The organism is Nocardia sp. NPDC050793, assembly GCF_040654065.1.
Taxonomy (GTDB): domain Bacteria; phylum Actinomycetota; class Actinomycetes; order Mycobacteriales; family Mycobacteriaceae; genus Nocardia.
Map to the genome: position 1 here is coordinate 626,705 of NZ_JBFAHG010000004.1, position 17,752 is coordinate 644,456.

Consider the following 17,752-nt stretch of genomic DNA (forward strand, 5'->3'; position numbering starts at 1 on the left):
TAGCGGTGCTAGAATTTGCTCATGAGCACCCAGACTCGCAAGGAACGCGAACGGGCCGAACGCCATCGGCGCATCATCGACACCGCCCGCGAGCTCGCCGAGTCCCAAGGCTGGGAATCGGTCACGGTGCGCAGGCTCGCCGACCGAATCGAATACAGCCAGCCCGTGCTCTACAGCCACTTCGCAGGCAAGACCGCCATCGTCACGGCGGTCGCCGAACAGGGCTTCGCCGAACTCGCCACCGCGTTGCGCGCCGCGCATGCCACCGCCGAGACCCCGGCGGCGGCGCTGGAATCGGTGGCAAGGGCCTACCTCGACTTCGCGGACGCCAACCCCGCGCTCTACGACGCGATGTTCCTGATGAAGACCGACCTGACCTTCGGACCGGAGGCGCCGCAGGCGCTGCGCGACGGCTGGGGCGAGCTGGAACGCCTGTTCCGCCCGTTCGTCGACGAACCCGATCTCGGTGCGCGCACCGAAGTGGCCTGGAGTTCGATCCACGGCATGGCCACTCTCGCGCGCGGCGGCAGGCTGTTGCCGCAGTTGTGGGAAGCGCGCTTGCGGATCCTGATCGACGAATGGCTGGCCGGAGTAGGGGCTGTCGAGCGCGGGTAGCGTGGGGCCATGGCTGATGTTGTGGTGGTCGGCTCGGGACCCAACGGCTTGGCCGCGGCGGTAATTCTCGCGTCGGCAGGACTGTCCGTCGAGGTGTACGAGGCCGAGACCACCGCTGGCGGCGGCGCGCGTACCGCGGAGCTGACGTTGCCCGGGTTCCACCACGACGTGTGCTCCGGCGCGCACCCGATGGCGTTGGCGTCGCCCTTCTTTCGCGCCTTCGATCTGAGCGCGCGCGGGGTCGACCTACTCGTCCCCGAGGTGTCCTACGCGCATCCGCTGGACGGCGGCCGGGCCGGGCTGGCTTGGCTGGATCTCGACCGCACCGTCGCCGATCTTGGCCGCGACGGCGATGCCTGGCGGCGGCTGTTCGAACCGCTGGTACGGAATTGGCGGAGCGTGGTCGACCTGACCATGGCCGACTTGCGCCGTCTGCCTCAGGATCTGCCCACCGCGGTGCGCTTCGGCCTGCGGCTCGCCGAACAGGGCTCGCCGCTGTGGAACGCGCGGTTTCACGAGGACATCGCGCCGGCGCTGCTGACCGGCGCGGCGACCCACGCGATCACCTCGCCCCGCGCCCTGCCCGCGGTGGGCGCGGGCCTGCTGCTCGCCACGCTCGGCCACGCGGGCGGCTGGGTGATTCCGCGCGGAGGTAGCCAGGCCATCCCCGACGCGCTCATCGCCGAACTCGAAGAACTCGGCGGCCGGCTGCACGTCGGCCACCGGGTGGACTCGCTGGACGAGTTCGCCGGTGCGCGCGCCGTCCTGCTGGACGTGGCGCCCGCGGGCCTGCTTCGCCTGGCCGCGGGCAGGCTGCCAACGCGATATGTCGAGCGGCTCCTGCGATTCCGCTACGGCGGCGCGGCGTGCAAGGTCGACTTCGCGCTCTCCGGTCCGGTGCCGTGGCGGGCCGAGGGGTGCGAGCGCGCGGGCACCCTGCATCTGATCGGCAGCCGCGCCGAGGCGATGGCCGCCGAGGGCGCGGTCGCCGCGGGCCGCCACGCCGAGCGTCCGTATGTGCTCGCCATCCAGCCGGGCGTCGTCGATCCCGGCCGCGCGCCCGGTGACGCGCAGACCTTCTACACCTACGCCCACGTGCCGAACGGTTCCGATCGCGACATCAGCGACGCGGTCATCGCCCAGGTGGAGCGTTTCGCGCCCGGCTTCCGCGATCTGATCCTCGCCACGAACGTGATCACCGCCGCGGAAATGCCGGCGCACAACGCCAACTACGTCGGCGGCGACATCTCGGCGGGCGCGATGACCTTGCGCCAGACCGCGTTTCGCCCCGCACCACGCTGGAACCCCTACGCCACCCCGCTATCCGGTGTCTACCTGTGTTCCTCGGCCACCCCACCCGGCCCTGGCGTGCACGGTATGAACGGCATGCACGCCGCCCGCCACGTGCTGCGCCACGAATTCGACATCCGCACCGACCCTCTCGACCTGCTACGCGAGCGCCAGCCCCAGCACCGCTGAGCTCGAATTACGACACGGGTTGCGTGCGATACAGATCGGGCTCCACGTAGATGATGTGCGCGGCGGGTACGGCCCTGCGCACCCGCGCCTCGGCGGCGTCGATGGCCGCAGCGATGGTCGCGATGTCCAGACCCGGCGTGATCGCCACCTTGGCCGCCACCAGAATCTCCTCCGGACCCAGGTACTGGGTCTTGAGGTGGATGACGCGATCGATGCGCTCGCCGTCGACCAGGCTCTCCCGGATCGCCCTGTCCTCTTCGGCGGTCGCGCCCTCACCGATCAGCAGGCTCTGCATCTCGATGATGAGGATGATCGCGATGACACCCAGCAGCGCGCCGATGCACAGCGTGCCGATGCCGTCCCAGATCGGGTCGTCGGTGACCATGGTCAGGCCGACGCCGAGGAAGGCCAGGATCAGACCGACCAGCGCGCCGGTGTCCTCCAACAGCACAACGGGCAGCTCCGGACTGCGCGAGTTGCGGATGAACCGCCACCAGCTGGCTCCGCCCTTGAGCGGGCGGGATTCGCGGATGGCGGTGATGAAGCTGAAGGTCTCCAGGCCGATGGCGATCAACAGGATGACGATCGCGACGATCGGCGAGCTGAGCTCCTCGGGATGCTGGACCTTGTGGATGCCCTCGTAGATGGCGTAGATCGAGCCGAGCGTGAACAGCACGAGTGCCACGATGAACGAGTAGAAGTAGCGGTTCCGCCCGTATCCGAACGGATGCAGTTCGTCGGCTTCCTGTTCGGCGCGGCGCTGGCCGAACAGCAGCAGGCCCTGATTGGAGGTGTCGGCCACCGAGTGCACCGCCTCGGCCAGCATCGAAGCCGAACCCGTGATCGCCGCGCCGACGAACTTCGCCACCGCGATCCCCGCGTTCGCCGTCAACGCGGCCAGAATCGCCTTCTTGCCACCGCCAGCAGACATGTCCTGAAGGTCCTCTCTCGTTTCGCCGATCACGGCTAACTTAGCGTGTTCGCCGATCTTCGGCCGAGCGCCTGCCGCGTCGCTCAGTTGCCCGCGCCGAGGCAGGCGCAGAAAACCTGGGCCGGTCCGTCCACCGCTTGGGCGCGAATATCGCTGTCGGCTGCCGAGATCCAGGCCGCGGCGCCGCGCCCGACGAGCAGCTCGGTGCCGTGCTGCAGCAGCCGCACGGTGCCCGCCGTGCACAGCACGATGCCGGGCCCCGCCGAGGTGAGCGGCACCTGTCCGGAGCCTTCGGTGAGATCGAAGCGGCGCAGCGCGAATTCGGGCGCCGGCGTGCGATACCGCACCGAGCCGTCGCCCGCCGGTTCCGGCAGCACGATGGGAAGATCGATCGGCTCGAAATCCAGTACACGCAACAACTCCGGCACGTCGACGTGCTTGGGGGTGAGCCCGCCACGCAGCACGTTGTCGGAGTTGGCCATGATCTCCACGCCGAGCCCGCGCAGATAGGCGTGCAGGTTTCCCGCGTCGAGGAACAACCCCTGGCCCGGCTCCAGCGTGACCCGGTTCAGCAGCAGCGCGGCGAGCACACCGGCATCGCCGGGGTATGCCTCCGCGAGTTCGAGCGCCGTGCGCGCCTCGCGGGTGAAGGCGCGCTTGCCCTTTCCGGACAGGTAGCGCACGCAGCCGTCGAGCACCGCGGGCAGCAGTGTGGCGAGCACCGGCTGTGGCAGCGTGATCCAGGTGGTGAACAGCGTCCGCAGACCCGCCGAATCCGGTTGGGAGGCAAGCATCTCCGTGTACGACTCGAGCTGGGGCACCGCCAGCGCGCGGAACAGTTCGACGGTGCGGTGCGGCTCGCGGAACCCGGCCAGCGCCTCGAAGCGATCCAGCGCGACCACCAGTTCCGGCTTGTGGTTCTCGTCGCGATAGTTGCGCATCGGCGAATCCAGCGGCACCCGCGCACGGTTCTCCCGCTCGAATCCGGCGCGCGCCTGCGTCGCCGACGGGTGCGCCTGCAACGACAGGGGCTCCTCGGCCGCCAGGATCTTCAGCAGGAACGGCAGCTTGCCGCCGAATTCCGGCGCGGCGGAGCCCAGTTCGCGATGCGGGTTCGCGGCGACGAACTCGAGCAGCGATGTGGTGCCGATGGCCGTCTTCACGTGCGCGGGATCGGCGGGATGCGCGCCGAACCAGAGTTCGGCCTCCGGGTGTGCCGAGGGGACCGGCCTGCCGCACAGCCTAGCGAGCGCGGTGCGCGAACCCCATGCGTAGGAACGCAGTGCACCAACGAGTTCGTGCACTAGTAGCGTCCCCCGTCGTACTGTTCGCCTGCGAAGCTGCCGGAAGACTCGGCGGACGCGCCGCGCGAGCCGAGCAGCCGCAGGTAGGCCGCGGCCATCTCCAGGCGCAACGCGAGGACAGCGAGCTGTTCGAGTTCGGTGCCGCGCCCGGACGCGGCGGGCGTCTCGTTCCGTGCCGGGGCGGCTGGATCGGTCAGGCTGTTCTGCAGCAGGTCGACATCGGCGTTCACCAGATCCGCGTCGACGAGACCGGAACCGCCGCCACCGCCGAACACCGCGACCCGGCGCCGCGCGGCGGCCTGGTCGGGATCGGCGCTCAGCACGAACACCCGGATCCGCTCCACCGGCGCGGGTCCGTCGAGTTCCTCGTCGTGGAACAGCGGATCGAAGCCGGGCGCGGATTCGCCCGCCGCCTCGACCATGCGCGGATTGGCGGCCACCGCTTCGGCGAGATCGGCCGCGGTGGCCACCCGGCCCGCGGACTGGAGCAGCACCTCGGCGCCGTGCTCGGCGAGCTCCGCGGCGGCGGGGGAGTCGCCTGCCAGCACGATGCCGCGCTGCTGCATGCGCGCGGCCAGCGTCTTGGCGGGGTTGTGGAAGACCTCGTTGTGCGGCCCGTCGCGTAGCGCCTCGGCGTCGAGTACGTCGGCCAGTTCGGTCAGGTCGGGCACGGCCGTGCCGGTGCGCGCGGGGTCGACGATGCGCAGCACGGCGATCCCGGCCGCGAGGAAACGCAGCAGGCGGTTGTGGTCGAGTACCGGAACCCGTGGCTCGAGCAACGCGGCACGGCCCGCGGCCGCCGCCCGCAGCGGTCCCTCGTGCGGTGCGGCGACGACCACCTCGGCGCCGCGGCGCAGCGCGCGGTCCACCGCGTCGATCAGGCGGGGATCGCCCGCGTCGTCGCCTGCGACCAGTACCACGTCCAGCGGCCCCACCCAGGGCGGCAGCGCGGCCGCTGGCACCACGGGCAGGCCTGCGCGGTCGCCGAGGGCGGCGACGAGCAGACTCGCGGCGCGGGCGGCGCGGCCGGACCCGGAGACCAGCACCACGCTGCGTGGGCGGAGATCGGCGAGCCGGGCCAGCGCGTGTTCGGCGATGGCCGCCGCGGTGGCGCGCACCTGAGCGCCACCCGAGGCGGCGGAGCGCAGGGCGCCGCCGCTGTCCGCCGCCTCGAGCGAAGCGGCATCATCGAGGTCGAGCACCGGTGTTCCAGCGATCATCGGGCGTCCCACCTCCCCTCATCGCGCTGCGTCCGGATCGTCCACTGAGCTTCCACTATTCCAGTCGGGAGTGGACGATGCTCGGGATCTCGCGTCGAGCAGAATCGTCTGCTTTTCCGGTCGAATCCTGAGCGTGTGATTCCATTCCGTCGTATCTCCACTATCCCAGTCAGGACCGGACGATGCTCAGAATCTCGGTTACGAGTGCGTCTACTTCCTCCGGCGATCGGGCCTCGACGTTCAGCCGCAGCAACGGCTCGGTGTTCGAGGCGCGCAGGTTGAACCAGGCGTTGTCGGCGAGCTGAACGGTCACCCCGTCGAGCCGGTCCACCGACTTGGCGCGATCCTCGAACGCCTCGACCACCGCCAGCATCCGATCCTTGGCGTCGGCCACCGTCGAATTGATCTCGCCCGAGGCGGCATACGTCTCGTACGACGACATCAGCTCGGAGATCGGCCGGTCCTTCTCGCCGAGCGCGGCCAGCACGTGCAGCGCCGCGAGCATGCCGGAGTCGGCGCCCCAGAAGTCGCGGAAGTAGTAGTGCGCGGAGTGCTCGCCGCCGAACACCGCCCCGGTGGCGGCCATCTGCTGCTTGATGAACGAGTGGCCGACCCTGGTGCGTACCGGGGTGCCGCCGAGCTCGTGCACCAGCTCGGGCACCGCACGCGAGGTGATCAGGTTGTGGATGATGGTCGCGCCCGGCTCCTTGGCGAGTTCGCGCTCGGCGACCAGCGCGGTGATGGCCGAGGGGGAGACCGGCTCGCCGTTCTCGTCCACCACGAAGCAGCGGTCGGCGTCGCCGTCGAAGGCGAGACCGATGTCGGCGCCGGAGGTGCGGACCAGCTGCTGGAGGTCGACCAGGTTCTTCGGATCGAGCGGGTTGGCCTCGTGGTTGGGGAACGAGCCGTCCAGCTCGAAGTAGAGCGGGACGACAGTCACTCCCGGCAGCGTGCCCAGCACCTCGGGCACGGTGTGCCCGCCCATGCCGTTGCCCGCGTCCACCGCGATGGTGAGCGGGCGGATGTTCTCCAGGTCGACCAGCCCGCGCAGGAACTTCGCGTAATCGGCGAGCAGGTCCACCTCGGTGGCGCTGCCGCGCGGTCCGTCGAATTCCGGCACGCCGGTGACGAGTTCGTCCTTGATGGCGCCGAGACCGGTGTCCTGGCCGACCGGCAGCGCGTTGGCGCGGCACAGCTTGATGCCGTTGTAGCGGGCGGGGTTGTGGCTCGCGGTGAACATGGCGCCGGGGCAGCCGAGGTGGCCGGAGGCGAAGTACAGCTGGTCGGTGGAGGCCAGGCCGATGTGCGTCACGTCGAGGCCCTGCGCCTGCACACCGTCGGCGAAGGCGGCGGCCAGCTCGGGGGAGGACTCGCGCATGTCGTGGCCGATGGCCACGCGGCTCGCGCCCTCGTCGCGCATCAGCCGCGCGAAGGAAGCGCCCACGTCCCTGACGAATTGCGCGTCGATCTGTTCACCGACCACACCGCGAACGTCGTAGGCCTTGATCACCGCGTTCACGAATTCGGCAGAGCGGGCGACTGTCATGGCCCCTACCCTAGTGGGCCCCGGCGCGACCGCGGGACCGCTCCCTACCCTCGGGCCCGATTTCCGCGCGTGGGCCCGGTACAGCGCGGTGGACGCCACGGCCGGCCACGGTCGGATCCTCGCCCCGGACAAACGGTTTCGTCGTGCCCGCGCGGCGGGATGGCCGCCCGATCGAGGACGCGTCCGGCAGTGGGTGAGCGTGAAGGCCGGCGGTGACCGATCCGAATGAGCCCGAAGCTCGGCTCCGGCGCGCGCTTGCGGCGGTTCGGAGCGAGTGCAACGCAGCCCGCCATGCTGACGCCGAGCGCGGCACGCTCCAGGTGGAACTCGGACCGGCCAGGCGTGATGATCGGCTCGCCGCCCGAGGCTGGTTCAGTTCGGCGGATCTGGCAGCACGCGCAGATGCCCGCGTCTGCCGGTGCGTGGGGTGCGCTGCGGCGCGGGCGCGTAGTCGCGGTAGCCGCGCTGCTCGGGTTCGGGGGGACGCCGCCGCAGACCGGCCTCGCGAACGGCTTCGGCCAGTGCGGTGAGATCGTCGTCGTCCGGTGTGGTGGAGAAGCCGCCTTCGTGGCGGACCAGCTCCCACCCCTTCGGCGCGGTGATCCGGGACGCATGGGTTTCACATAGGTCCCACGAGTGGGGCTCGGCCACCGTCGCGAGCGGACCGACCACCGCGGTGGAGTCGGAGTAGACATACGTGAGCGTCGCGACGGCCGGATTTTTGCAGCCGGGTCGGCAGCAACGACGCATGGGGATCACGCCGATGAGAGTAACCCCCCTGGCCTCCGGATGTGGATAGACACGCGCTAAGAGTCACGGCTCACACGCGCGTATCTCCGCCGCCTTCGCTCCGGCCATGCGCGGTCTTCGGGCGGACTTCGTCCGGCCGCGACTGGTCGGGCGGATCGCCCTTACTCCTCCTCCGCCTCCGGATCGATGACATCGGGGTCGACGCCGAGATAGGTGGCGATCTGCTGCACGAGCACCTCGCGGAGCAGATCCACGAGATCGTCGGGATCGCTCGCGCGGAGCTCGAGCGGTTTGCGGAACAGGACGACCCGCGCGCGGGTCGCCTGCCCGTGCCGGTCCACGCCCGCGGGGATCAGCCGGGAGAGCGGGACCGGTCCGTCGGCCACCACCTCGTCCGGCCAGGTGACCGAATCGGGGTGCAGCGGACGGATTTTCGGTACATCGTCGACGGCGATGTCGAGTTTGGTGAGCCGATCGTGCCAGCGGCTGTCGAGCGGGGCGAACGCCTCGAGCACGAGCCGGTCGAACTGCTGGCCCCTGGTGCGCCACGCGGGCACCGTCGGCGGCAGCATCGGCCCGCGCACCCCGCGGCCGCGTCGGATCACCGACCTGGCAGTGGGCGGGCGTCGATGGCGTGAACGGGACATACTCAAAATCTAGGTGAACTCGCACCGACCTCGTGCATCGAGGTCGGTGCGACACACCTACGTGTCAGCCGATGCCGCGCTTGAGGCGCCGGCGCTCCCGCTCGGAGAGACCGCCCCAGATGCCGAAGCGCTCATCGTGCGCGAGCGCGTACTCCAGGCACTCGTCGCGCACCTCGCAGCCCATGCAGATACGTTTCGCCTCGCGGGTCGAGCCGCCCTTCTCGGGGAAGAACGCCTCCGGATCGGTCTGCGCGCACAGGGCGCGCTCCTGCCACTGCTCTTCGATGGATTCGAACATCTCGTCGAAGCCCGTCACAACCAGGCTGAGCCGGGGTGTCGACACCGCGTCACCGCCGTCTTGCTCGCTCCGGCCGATGTCTGCGCAGACGCCACGTGCTGCGCCTGCTGTGGAATCGGGTTGCGAGACCATATCGTTGGCCATCGCTCCGCCTCCTCACTGTGTGTTAGCGCAGAATGATTCTTTCCGTCGGACCAACACGCACACCGACGGCCGTACCCCGCGACGTTGTCCCGCGGACATCCCCGAGCCCGTCACCCCGGCTCGAACATCTGTTCGAAAAGCTGTCCGCGCCTTGCACTCTCGCGCGAACCCGGAATGACACGACTGTGATTAGACACGCCGGACGCGTCGATGGTCAAGCCGTCGTCGCTATTCCGTTACTATCCGCGACGGTTTTCCGTGCTGATCTTGGTGTATGGCGTAGCAAATGATCAGCAAATACAGCCCCGGCACCGCTCTGTTCGGCAGCGCATAGGCTGTGCGGATGTGACTGGACAACAAGCGGACATCGCGCCCGCGAAGGGACCCAAGATCGCCGTCCTGGTCGGTGGAGTCGGCGGCGCGCGCTTCCTGCAGGGCGTGCGGGAACTGCTGCCGGAAGCCGACGTTTCCGCGATCGTGAACGTCGGCGACGACGTCTGGATGCACGGCCTCCGCATCTGCCCCGACCTCGATACCTGCATGTACACCCTCGGTGGAGGGATCGACACCGATCGCGGCTGGGGCCGGGTCGGCGAGACCTGGCACGCCAAGGAAGAGCTCGCGAAATATCACGCGCAGCCGGACTGGTTCGGCTTGGGTGATCGCGATATCGCGACGCACTTGATTCGCACCGAAATGTTGCGTGCCGGGTATCCGCTCTCCGCGGTCACCGAAGCGCTCTGCAACCGGTGGCAACCGGGTGTGAAACTCATCCCGGCAACCGACGATCGGTGTGAAACGCATGTGGTTGTCAGTGATGCTGAGAACCCTGGCGAACGCCGCGCGATCCATTTCCAAGAGTGGTGGGTTCGATACCGCGCGAACATCGACACCCATGGATTCGCCACAATCGGTGCGGATGAAGCCAAACCGGCCCCAAATGTGACCGATATCATAACGTCCGCCGACGCGGTGCTGCTGGCCCCGTCCAACCCCGTGGTGAGCATCGGCGCCATCCTCGCGGTGCCCGGCATTCGCGGCGCGTTGCGCACGACCGAGGCGAAGGTGATCGGCGTGTCCGGCGTCATCGACGGAAAACCGTTGCGCGGCATGGCCGACGAGTGCCTCTCGGTGATCGGCGTCGAGACCACCGCCGAGGCGGTCGGCCGCTACTACGGTGCGCGCTCGGCCACCGGCATCCTGGACGGCTGGCTCATCCACACCACCGACACCGCCGACGTGCCCGGCGTCGAGGTGCGCAGCGTGCCGCTGCTCATGACCGACCCGCCGACGACCGCCGAAATCGTGCGCGAGGCACTGGATCTCGCGGGGGTGAAGCCGTGACCTCGATCGACCACGCCGCGGGCGAGCTGAGCATCCTGCCCGTCACCGGCCTGCCGGAATTCCGTCCCGGCGACGACCTCGCCGAGCAGATCGCCGCCCGCGCGCCTTGGCTGGCCGACGGCGACATCCTCGTGGTGACGAGCAAGATCGTCGCCAAAGCCGAGGGCCGGATCGTCGCCGCGCCATCGGATCCCGAGGAGCGCGACACCGTGCGCCGTGCGCTGGTCGACCAGGAGGCCGTGCGGGTGCTGGCCCGCAAGGGCCGCACGCTGATCACCGAGAACAAGCTCGGCATCGTCCAGGCCGCCTCCGGCGTGGACGGCTCGAATGTCGAGCAGGGCGAGCTGGTGCTGTTGCCCGCCGATCCCGACGGCAGCGCCAAGGCGCTGCGGTCCGCGCTGGCCGAGCGGCTCGGCGTGACCGTCGCCGTCGTCATCACCGACACCATGGGCAGGGCATGGCGCAACGGCCAGACCGACGCCGCGATCGGCGCGGCCGGGCTGCGGGTACTGCACGACTACGCGGGTTCGGTGGACGGGCAGGGCAACGAACTGCACGTCACCCAGGTGGCCGTCGCCGACGAGCTGGCCGCCGCGGCGGATCTGGTGAAGGGCAAGCTGGGCGGTGTCCCGGTCGCGGTGGTGCGCGGGCTGCCGGTCGTCGACGACGGTTCGGGCGCAACGGATCTGCTGCGCCGCGGCGCCGACGACCTGTTCTGGCTCGGCACCGCGGAAGCCATCGAGCGCGGGCGGCGCGAGGCCGTGCTGCTGCGGCGATCGGTGCGCCGATTCGCCGACACCCCGGTCGATCCGGAGCGCATCCGCGCGGCCGTCGCCGTCGCGCTGACCGCGCCCGCGCCGCACCACACTCGGCCGGTCCGGTTCGTCTGGGTGCGCAAGCGGGGCCTGCGGGACCAGCTGCTCGAGGCGATGGCCGACAAGTGGCGCGCCGACCTCGCCGCCGACGGGCTCGACCACGAGCGGGTGGAGCGACGGGTGGCGCGCGGCCGGATCCTCTTCGACGCCCCCGAGGTGATCATCCCGTTCTGCGTGCCCGACGGCGCGCACGACTATCCGGACGAGCGCCGTCGCGCCGCCGAGCGGACCATGTTCACCGTGGCGGTGGGCGCGGCGGTGCAGGGCCTGCTCGTCGCGCTGGCCACCGACGGGATCGGCAGCTGCTGGATCGGCTCGACCATCTTCGCCCCGGAGATAGCCAGAGACGTGCTCGGCCTGGAGGCGGACTGGAATCCGTTGGGCGCCATCGCCATCGGTCATCCGCTGGAGGAGCCGAGCCCGCGTCCGGTGGCGGGTCCAGGGGCCGGGCTGGTCGAACTGTGACCGCCGAGTCGCTGCACGCGTCGGCCACCGAGCTGCTCCGGACCTGGACTCCCGCGGCCGATCACGATCGGTCGCTGCGCGAGGCCATGCTCGCGTTCCTCGGTTCGGCGCCGCGCGGCTGTCTGCGCGAGCACGCCGCGGGACACATCACCGCCTCGGCGGTGGTGTTCTCGCACGACGCGGGCGAGGTGCTGCTGACCCTGCATCCGAAGGTGGGGCGCTGGATTCAGCTCGGCGGACACTGCGAGGAGGGCGACGAGACGGTCGCCGATGCCGCGCTGCGTGAGGCGACCGAGGAGTCGGGCATTCCGGGGCTGCGGATCGAGCCGGGCCTCTACGGCGCGCAGGCGCATCCGATCACCTGTTCGCTCGGCGTGCCGACCCGGCATCTGGATCTGTTGTTCCGCATCACCGCGCCCGTGGGCGCGGTTCCGGTGCGCAGCGTGGAGTCGACCGACCTGCGATGGTGGCCGGTGGACGCGCTGCCGGAGGATGCCGAGGTCCTGCTGTACTGAAGGCACTTCACGACTGACGCCTTTCACGAAAGGCGGCTCATGACAACAAGACGCCCGGTCGGCGCTTCGTTCCGACCGGGCGTCTTTTTGTTATGACGTAACATCTTTACAAATCATCTGTTTTGTATAGACACGAGACAGTTATCGTTCTACTGTCCACATCAGAAGTACTGTGCGTCACACCCCGGTGTGCGCCGCGCTGATGGGAGACATCGATGTCCACTGATGCCCACGCGCCGCAGCGCCCGGTCGAGGCTCCGGCCTGGCGGGATCGCAAGCGTTATCTCTGGCTCTGGGGGCTGTTCGCGCCGACCGGCTTGTTCACGATCGGGCTCCCGCTGATCTGGGCGTTCAACGAACTCGGCTGGCATCGCCTCGCGCAGGTGCCGTTCTGGCTCGGCCCGATCCTGGTCTACCTGGTGATCCCGCTGGCCGACATCTTCTTCGGACCGGACGGTGAGAACCCGCCCGACGACGTGATGGAGTACCTGGAGAACGACAGGTACTACCGCTACCTGACCTACCTGTACCTGCCGTTCCAGTACGCCTCGCTGATCATGGCCTGCTACCTGATCAGCGCCGACGACGTGAGCTGGCTCGGCATCGACGGCGGGCTGGGCGTCGTCGACAAGATCGGCCTGGCCATCACGGTCGGCATCATCGGCGGCATCGGGATCAACACCGCGCACGAACTCGGCCACAAGAAGGTCGATCTGGAGCGCTGGCTCTCCCGCATCGCGCTGGCCCAGTCGTTCTACGGTCACTTCTACATCGAGCACAACCGCGGCCATCACGTCCGCGTCGCCACGCCGGAGGATCCCGCGAGTTCCCGTGTGGGCGAGACGTTCTGGGGCTTCTGGCCGCGCACCGTGTTGGGCGGCCTGAAGTCCTCGTGGCGGCTGGAGAAGGTGCGGCTGGGGAGGCTCGGCAAGAAGCCATGGTCGCTGCGCAACGAGGTGCTCTCGGCCTGGCTGATGTCGGTGGTGTTGTACGCGGCGCTGGTCGCGGTGTTCGGTCCCGGCGTGCTGCCGTATCTGGCACTGCAGGCATTGATCGGCTTCAGCCTGCTGGAGGCGGTCAACTACCTCGAGCACTACGGTCTGGTCAGGCAGCGCACCGCCACCGGTCGCTACGAGCGGCCCGCCCCGGTGCACAGCTGGAACAGCGACCACATCGTCACCAACATCTTCCTGTACCACCTGCAGCGGCACAGCGATCATCACGCCTATCCGACCCGCCGCTACCAGACGCTGCGCAGCTGGGACGGCGCGCCGAACCTGCCGAGCGGTTACGCGAGCATGATCCTGCTCGCCTACTTCCCTCCGCTGTGGCGCAAGGTGATGGACAAGCGGGTGCTCGCGCACTACGGCGGCGACATCACGCGCGCCAACATCCACCCGGGCAAGCGGGACCGGGTGCTCGCGCGGTATGGGGCGGAGGCGCGGGCATGAGCGAACGCAGTGAGCGAATCGTGTGCCAGCGCGCTTCGCGCATGCCGGAGCCGAGCGTCAGCGAGGCGCAGGCATGAGCGCGTATCGCTGTCCGGTCTGTGATTACATCTTCGATGAGACCAAAGGCGCTCCGCACGAAGGCTTTCCGGCCGGCACCGCGTGGACCGACGTGCCCGACGACTGGTGTTGCCCGGACTGCGGCGTGCGCGAAAAGATCGACTTCGAACCGTTAGAGGTGACCAGGTGACCGAATACAAGCTGTACCAGTGCATCCAGTGTGGCTTCGAATACGACGAGGCCAAGGGGTGGCCGGAGGACGGCATCGCGCCCGGCACCCGATGGGACGACATCCCGGACAACTGGACCTGCCCGGACTGCGGCGCGGCCAAGGCCGACTTCTTCATGGTCGAGATCGAGCGGTCGTGAGATTTTGACTGCGGCGGACGCCCGTGACAACCTCGCGGGTATGCCGCGCAATGGACCGAGGGTTCCGTATCAGGAGGCGGCGCGGGAACTCCTGCGCACCTCCGTCCTCGACGCCATGCGCGAACTGCTGACCGAGCGGGACTGGTCCAAGATCACGCTCGGCGACGTCGCCGGCAGGGCCGGGGTGAGCAGGCAGACGCTCTACAACGAGTTCGGTTCGCGCGCGGGCTTGGCGCAGGCGTACGCGCTGCGCCTGGCGGACGACCTGGTCGACCACGTCCGCAGCGCCATCGCGGGCAACGAGGGTGACGTCCGCGCCGCCTTCCGGGAAGCGCTGTCCGGCTTCTTCCTCGACGCGGCCGCCGATCCGCTGGTGCAGTCGCTGCTCGCGGGCGAGGTGAAGCTGGATCTGTTGCGCCTGATCACCCTGGACGCCGCGCCGCTCGTCGAACACGCCACCGAGCGGCTCGCCTCGGTGTTCCAGCACAGCTGGGTGGACGCGACGGAGGAGGAGTCGGTGGTGCTGGCGGCCGCGTTGGTCCGCATCGCGCTCAGCTACATTCCGACACCACCCGCGCCGGGTCGCGACGCGCCCGCCGATCTCGCCCAACTCCTCGGTCCCTATGCCGAGGCGATCTTGGCCGCCCGTGAATTGGGCTGAACGGCTGCCTCGGATTCGCTCGGATAGGGGATCGCGCCCAGGGGGATGGGGGCTTCGGCCGTCCTGGTTAGGGGATCCTTAGGGGCGTATCCCCGATTTGCGGAATGTATGCCGTGACTGGTATCACATGAGAAGACGCTGAAAAACCGACCGCCACGCTTGTAACGGTCGACACGTTTGGTCCACGAACATCGGTGTAACGAGCGTCATCTCTGTAAGTATTCTCATTCATCGGAGTCAGGATTTTTATTTAGCGGGGCAAACGTGCAATCGGTTGGCAAACCGTCGGGATCCGCCGATCCCAAACGCCATCTGTGGGTTCTCGGCCTGATCGCGCCGGCCTCCGCGTTGCTGCCCTCGCAACTCGTATTGCATACGGGCGCCGCGGTGTTCTGGTGGATCGGACCGATCATCGTGCTGGTGATCATCCCGGTACTGGATTGGGCGGTCGGCGACGACGGCAGCAATCCGCGCGACGAGGACTACGAACTGCTGTCCAACGATCGCTACTACCGGTGGTGCACCTACCTGTTCCTGCCTATCCAGCTGATCGGCTTGATCATCGCCGCCCACATGTGGGCGGGCGACGAACTCGGCCTGCTCGACAAGCTCGGCCTGGCCGCCACCCTCGGCTTCGTCAGCGGCATCGGCATCAACGCCGCGCACGAGCTCGGCCACCGCGTCGAGCACATGGAGCGCTGGCTGGCCAAGATCGCGCTCGCACAGTCCGGGTACGGGCACTTCTTCGTCGAACACAACCGCGGCCACCACGTGCGCGTCGCGACACCGGACGACCCGGCGAGCGCGCGACTAGGGGAGTCGCTGTGGGAATTCCTGCCGCGCAGTGTCGCGGGCGGTTTCCGTTCCGCGCTGGCGCTGGAAAAGGAACGGCTGGCGCGCAAAGGCCTGCCCTGGTGGACCGTGCACAACCACGTGCTGCAGGCGTGGGCGATGACGCTGGCGCTGTTCGGCACGCTGATCGCCGCCTTCGGCATCGCGGTGCTGCCTTGGCTGCTGTTGCAGGCCGTGATCGGCGCGGCCCTGCTGGAGACGGTCAACTACGTCGAGCACTACGGTCTGCTGCGCGAACGCAGGCCGAACGGCAGCTGGGCCCGCTGCTCGCCGCGCGACAGCTGGAACAGCGACCGGCTCGTCACCAACATCTTCCTGTTCCACCTGCAGCGGCACAGCGACCATCACGCCAATCCGGGACGGCGGTACCAGACCCTGCGCAGCTCGGAGCACGCGCCGCAGCTGCCCGCCGGCTACGCGAGCATGATCGTCTTCGCGGCCATCCCGCCACTGTGGCGCTCGATCATGGACCACCGGGTGCTCGCCCACTACGACGGCGACATCACCCGCGCGAACATCCAGCCGCGCAAGCGCACGCGGATCCTCGCGATCTACCGGGCGACCGCCTGAGGCGGGCGCCGCGAGGCCGGGACGGGCGCGCGGTGCGTTTCCCTGCGCTCAGCGACTAGCCTGGCACCGGTACAGCCGACCATGGAGAGGCAGATGACGACCTCAGAACTTCCCGCACGCACGTCCCTTACCCCCGATGTCCGCAACGGCGTCGACTACAAGGTGGCGGACCTGTCGCTGGCCGAGTTCGGCCGCAAGGAGATCCGCCTCGCCGAGCACGAGATGCCGGGTCTGATGGCGCTGCGCCGCGAATACCACGACGTGCAGCCGCTGAAGGGCGCGCGCATCTCCGGCTCGCTGCACATGACGGTGCAGACCGCCGTGCTGATCGAGACCCTCACCGCGCTCGGCGCGCAGGTGCGCTGGGCCTCCTGCAACATCTTCTCCACCCAGGACCACGCCGCGGCCGCGGTCGTCGTCGGCCCGCACGGCACGATCGACGAGCCCAAGGGCACCCCGGTCTTCGCCTGGAAGGGCGAGACCCTGGAGGAGTACTGGTGGGCGGCCGAGCAGATGCTGACCTGGCCGGGCGAGCCGGCCAACATGATCCTCGACGACGGTGGCGACGCCACCATGCTGGTGCTGCGCGGCGCGCAGTTCGAGAAGGCCGGCGTCGTGCCGCCCGCCGACGAGGACCACTCCGCGGAGTACACGGTCTTCCTGAACCTGCTGCGCGAGCGCTTCGAGACCGACAAGGGCAAGTGGAGCGCGATCGCCGAGAGCGTCAAGGGCGTCACCGAGGAGACCACCACCGGCGTGCTTCGCCTGTACCAGTTCGCCGCCGCGGGCGAGCTGGTGTTCCCGGCGATCAACGTCAACGACTCGGTGACCAAGTCGAAGTTCGACAACAAGTACGGCACCAGGCACTCGCTCATCGACGGCATCAACCGCGGCACCGATGTGCTCATCGGCGGCAAGAAGGTGTTGATCTGCGGCTACGGTGATGTGGGCAAGGGTTGCGCGGAATCGCTTGCCGGGCAGGGCGCTCGGGTGCAGGTCACCGAGATCGATCCGATCAACGCGTTGCAGGCGCTGATGGACGGCTACGACGTGGTGACCGTCGAGCAGGCGATCGGCAACGCCGACATCGTGATCACCTCGACCGGCAACAAGGACATCATCACCCTCGAGCACATGAAGGCGATGAAGGACCAGGCGATCCTCGGCAACATCGGTCATTTCGACAACGAGATCGACATGGCGGCGCTGGAGCGTTCGGGCGCAACGAGGTTGAACATCAAGCCGCAGGTCGATCAGTGGACCTTCGGTGAGAGCGGCAAGTCGATCCTGGTGCTCTCGGAGGGGCGTCTGCTGAATCTGGGCAATGCGACCGGACATCCGTCGTTCGTGATGTCGAACAGCTTCTCCAACCAGGTGATCGCGCAGATCGAGCTGTGGACCAAGCCGGAGGAGTACGACAACGAGGTCTACCGCCTGCCCAAGCACCTGGACGAGAAGGTCGCCCGCATCCACGTCGAGGCGCTCGGCGGCACGCTGACCAAGCTCACCAAGGACCAGGCCGAGTACATCGGCGTCGACGTCGAAGGCCCCTACAAGCCGGACCACTACCGGTACTGAGCCTTCGCTCGGCCAGAGTGGCCCGGCAACCCGCGCGGTTGCCGGGCCGCTCGTCGTAAGCCCTTGTCGCGCAAGCACGCC

General features: G+C 68.8%; 18 protein-coding genes. 11 read left to right on the forward strand and 7 right to left on the reverse strand.

What is annotated here, in order from left to right; genetic code table 11:
• Positions 1 to 21 precede the first annotated feature (21 nt).
• Together AB0H50_RS17510 and AB0H50_RS17515 are read left to right on the forward strand one after the other, a co-directional pair.
• Entirely contained in the window at positions 22 to 615 is a 594-nt protein-coding gene (locus tag AB0H50_RS17510; protein ID WP_357453118.1) for a TetR/AcrR family transcriptional regulator, read from the forward strand.
• A 9-nt stretch (positions 616 to 624) separates the two neighbouring features.
• Positions 625 to 2,094 carry an NAD(P)/FAD-dependent oxidoreductase gene (locus AB0H50_RS17515; RefSeq protein WP_357453121.1) on the forward strand — a complete coding sequence of 490 codons (1,470 nt, stop codon included), beginning with the start codon at positions 625 to 627 and terminating at the stop codon, positions 2,092 to 2,094.
• Between the two features lie 7 nt (positions 2,095 to 2,101).
• Here AB0H50_RS17515 and AB0H50_RS17520 read toward each other — a convergent pair whose 3' ends face one another.
• The 7 genes from AB0H50_RS17520 to AB0H50_RS17550 form a co-directional block, all read right to left on the reverse strand.
• Positions 2,102 to 3,025, reverse strand: coding sequence for a cation diffusion facilitator family transporter (locus AB0H50_RS17520; protein WP_357453123.1), 924 nt, complete (start codon positions 3,023 to 3,025; stop codon positions 2,102 to 2,104).
• 83 nt (positions 3,026 to 3,108) lie between these two features.
• On the reverse strand, positions 3,109 to 4,329 hold the full coding sequence (manA, locus tag AB0H50_RS17525) for a mannose-6-phosphate isomerase, class I (protein ID WP_357453126.1): 1,221 nt from the start codon (positions 4,327 to 4,329) through the stop codon (positions 3,109 to 3,111).
• Positions 4,329 to 5,549: a tobH protein gene (locus AB0H50_RS17530; protein WP_357453128.1), complete on the reverse strand. Its 1,221-nt coding sequence runs from the start codon at positions 5,547 to 5,549 to the stop codon at positions 4,329 to 4,331. Before AB0H50_RS17530 ends, manA begins: the two co-directional genes overlap by 1 nt.
• A 169-nt stretch (positions 5,550 to 5,718) precedes the next feature.
• On the reverse strand, positions 5,719 to 7,095 hold the full coding sequence (locus AB0H50_RS17535; protein ID WP_357453130.1) for a phosphomannomutase/phosphoglucomutase: 1,377 nt from the start codon (positions 7,093 to 7,095) through the stop codon (positions 5,719 to 5,721).
• A 372-nt stretch (positions 7,096 to 7,467) separates the two neighbouring features.
• Positions 7,468 to 7,854 (reverse strand): DUF3499 domain-containing protein, encoded by a 387-nt coding sequence (locus tag AB0H50_RS17540; protein ID WP_218024159.1) that lies wholly within the window; start codon positions 7,852 to 7,854, stop codon positions 7,468 to 7,470.
• Positions 7,855 to 8,006: 152 nt separating this feature from the next.
• On the reverse strand, positions 8,007 to 8,492 hold the full coding sequence (locus AB0H50_RS17545) for a metallopeptidase family protein (RefSeq protein ID WP_357401579.1): 486 nt from the start codon (positions 8,490 to 8,492) through the stop codon (positions 8,007 to 8,009).
• A gap of 64 nt (positions 8,493 to 8,556) precedes the next feature.
• Positions 8,557 to 8,790 carry a WhiB family transcriptional regulator gene (locus tag AB0H50_RS17550; protein ID WP_029901515.1) on the reverse strand — a complete coding sequence of 78 codons (234 nt, stop codon included), beginning with the start codon at positions 8,788 to 8,790 and terminating at the stop codon, positions 8,557 to 8,559.
• A 510-nt stretch (positions 8,791 to 9,300) separates the two neighbouring features.
• Between AB0H50_RS17550 and cofD the strand changes: the two genes are divergently transcribed.
• The 9 genes from cofD (at position 9,301) to ahcY (ending at position 17,671) form a co-directional block, all read left to right on the forward strand.
• The gene (gene cofD, locus AB0H50_RS17555; protein ID WP_357453481.1) at positions 9,301 to 10,278 is read left to right on the forward strand and encodes a 2-phospho-L-lactate transferase; all 978 of its coding nucleotides are present in this window, start codon (positions 9,301 to 9,303) and stop codon (positions 10,276 to 10,278) included.
• Positions 10,275 to 11,618, forward strand: coding sequence for a coenzyme F420-0:L-glutamate ligase (locus AB0H50_RS17560; protein WP_357453135.1), 1,344 nt, complete (start codon positions 10,275 to 10,277; stop codon positions 11,616 to 11,618). The genes cofD and AB0H50_RS17560 overlap by 4 nt, the downstream gene beginning before the upstream one ends.
• Positions 11,615 to 12,133 carry an NUDIX domain-containing protein gene (locus tag AB0H50_RS17565; RefSeq protein ID WP_357453138.1) on the forward strand — a complete coding sequence of 173 codons (519 nt, stop codon included), beginning with the start codon at positions 11,615 to 11,617 and terminating at the stop codon, positions 12,131 to 12,133. The genes AB0H50_RS17560 and AB0H50_RS17565 overlap by 4 nt, the downstream gene beginning before the upstream one ends.
• Positions 12,134 to 12,348: 215 nt before the next feature.
• Complete coding sequence (locus AB0H50_RS17570; protein ID WP_357453141.1) at positions 12,349 to 13,584, forward strand: alkane 1-monooxygenase; 1,236 nt, start codon at positions 12,349 to 12,351, stop codon at positions 13,582 to 13,584.
• A gap of 73 nt (positions 13,585 to 13,657) precedes the next feature.
• Positions 13,658 to 13,831 (forward strand): rubredoxin, encoded by a 174-nt coding sequence (locus AB0H50_RS17575; protein ID WP_357453144.1) that lies wholly within the window; start codon positions 13,658 to 13,660, stop codon positions 13,829 to 13,831.
• Positions 13,828 to 14,010, forward strand: coding sequence for a rubredoxin (locus AB0H50_RS17580; protein WP_068061951.1), 183 nt, complete (start codon positions 13,828 to 13,830; stop codon positions 14,008 to 14,010). The genes AB0H50_RS17575 and AB0H50_RS17580 overlap by 4 nt, the downstream gene beginning before the upstream one ends.
• A gap of 40 nt (positions 14,011 to 14,050) precedes the next feature.
• Positions 14,051 to 14,671, forward strand: a complete 621-nt coding sequence (locus AB0H50_RS17585) for a TetR family transcriptional regulator (RefSeq protein WP_357453147.1) — start codon at positions 14,051 to 14,053, stop codon at positions 14,669 to 14,671.
• A gap of 264 nt (positions 14,672 to 14,935) precedes the next feature.
• Positions 14,936 to 16,093 (forward strand): alkane 1-monooxygenase, encoded by a 1,158-nt coding sequence (locus AB0H50_RS17590; protein WP_357453150.1) that lies wholly within the window; start codon positions 14,936 to 14,938, stop codon positions 16,091 to 16,093.
• 93 nt (positions 16,094 to 16,186) lie between these two features.
• Positions 16,187 to 17,671 (forward strand): adenosylhomocysteinase, encoded by a 1,485-nt coding sequence (gene ahcY, locus AB0H50_RS17595; RefSeq protein ID WP_357453153.1) that lies wholly within the window; start codon positions 16,187 to 16,189, stop codon positions 17,669 to 17,671.
• The last annotated feature ends 81 nt before the right edge of the window (positions 17,672 to 17,752 follow it).

Excerpts from the sequence above, each read along its gene's own strand:
- AB0H50_RS17520 (WP_357453123.1), bottom strand. The coding sequence starts at position 3,025 with ATGTCTGCTGGCGGTGGCAAGAAGGCGATTCTGGCCGCGTTGACGGCG.
- AB0H50_RS17550 (WP_029901515.1), bottom strand. The coding sequence starts at position 8,790 with ATGTTCGAATCCATCGAAGAGCAGTGGCAGGAGCGCGCCCTGTGCGCG.
- AB0H50_RS17545 (WP_357401579.1), bottom strand. The coding sequence starts at position 8,492 with ATGTCCCGTTCACGCCATCGACGCCCGCCCACTGCCAGGTCGGTGATC.
- AB0H50_RS17575 (WP_357453144.1), top strand. The coding sequence starts at position 13,658 with ATGAGCGCGTATCGCTGTCCGGTCTGTGATTACATCTTCGATGAGACC.
- ahcY (WP_357453153.1), top strand. The coding sequence starts at position 16,187 with ATGACGACCTCAGAACTTCCCGCACGCACGTCCCTTACCCCCGATGTC.
- AB0H50_RS17515 (WP_357453121.1), top strand. The coding sequence starts at position 625 with ATGGCTGATGTTGTGGTGGTCGGCTCGGGACCCAACGGCTTGGCCGCG.
- AB0H50_RS17585 (WP_357453147.1), top strand. The coding sequence starts at position 14,051 with ATGCCGCGCAATGGACCGAGGGTTCCGTATCAGGAGGCGGCGCGGGAA.
- AB0H50_RS17530 (WP_357453128.1), bottom strand. The coding sequence starts at position 5,549 with ATGATCGCTGGAACACCGGTGCTCGACCTCGATGATGCCGCTTCGCTC.
- AB0H50_RS17535 (WP_357453130.1), bottom strand. The coding sequence starts at position 7,095 with ATGACAGTCGCCCGCTCTGCCGAATTCGTGAACGCGGTGATCAAGGCC.
- AB0H50_RS17570 (WP_357453141.1), top strand. The coding sequence starts at position 12,349 with ATGTCCACTGATGCCCACGCGCCGCAGCGCCCGGTCGAGGCTCCGGCC.
- AB0H50_RS17510 (WP_357453118.1), top strand. The coding sequence starts at position 22 with ATGAGCACCCAGACTCGCAAGGAACGCGAACGGGCCGAACGCCATCGG.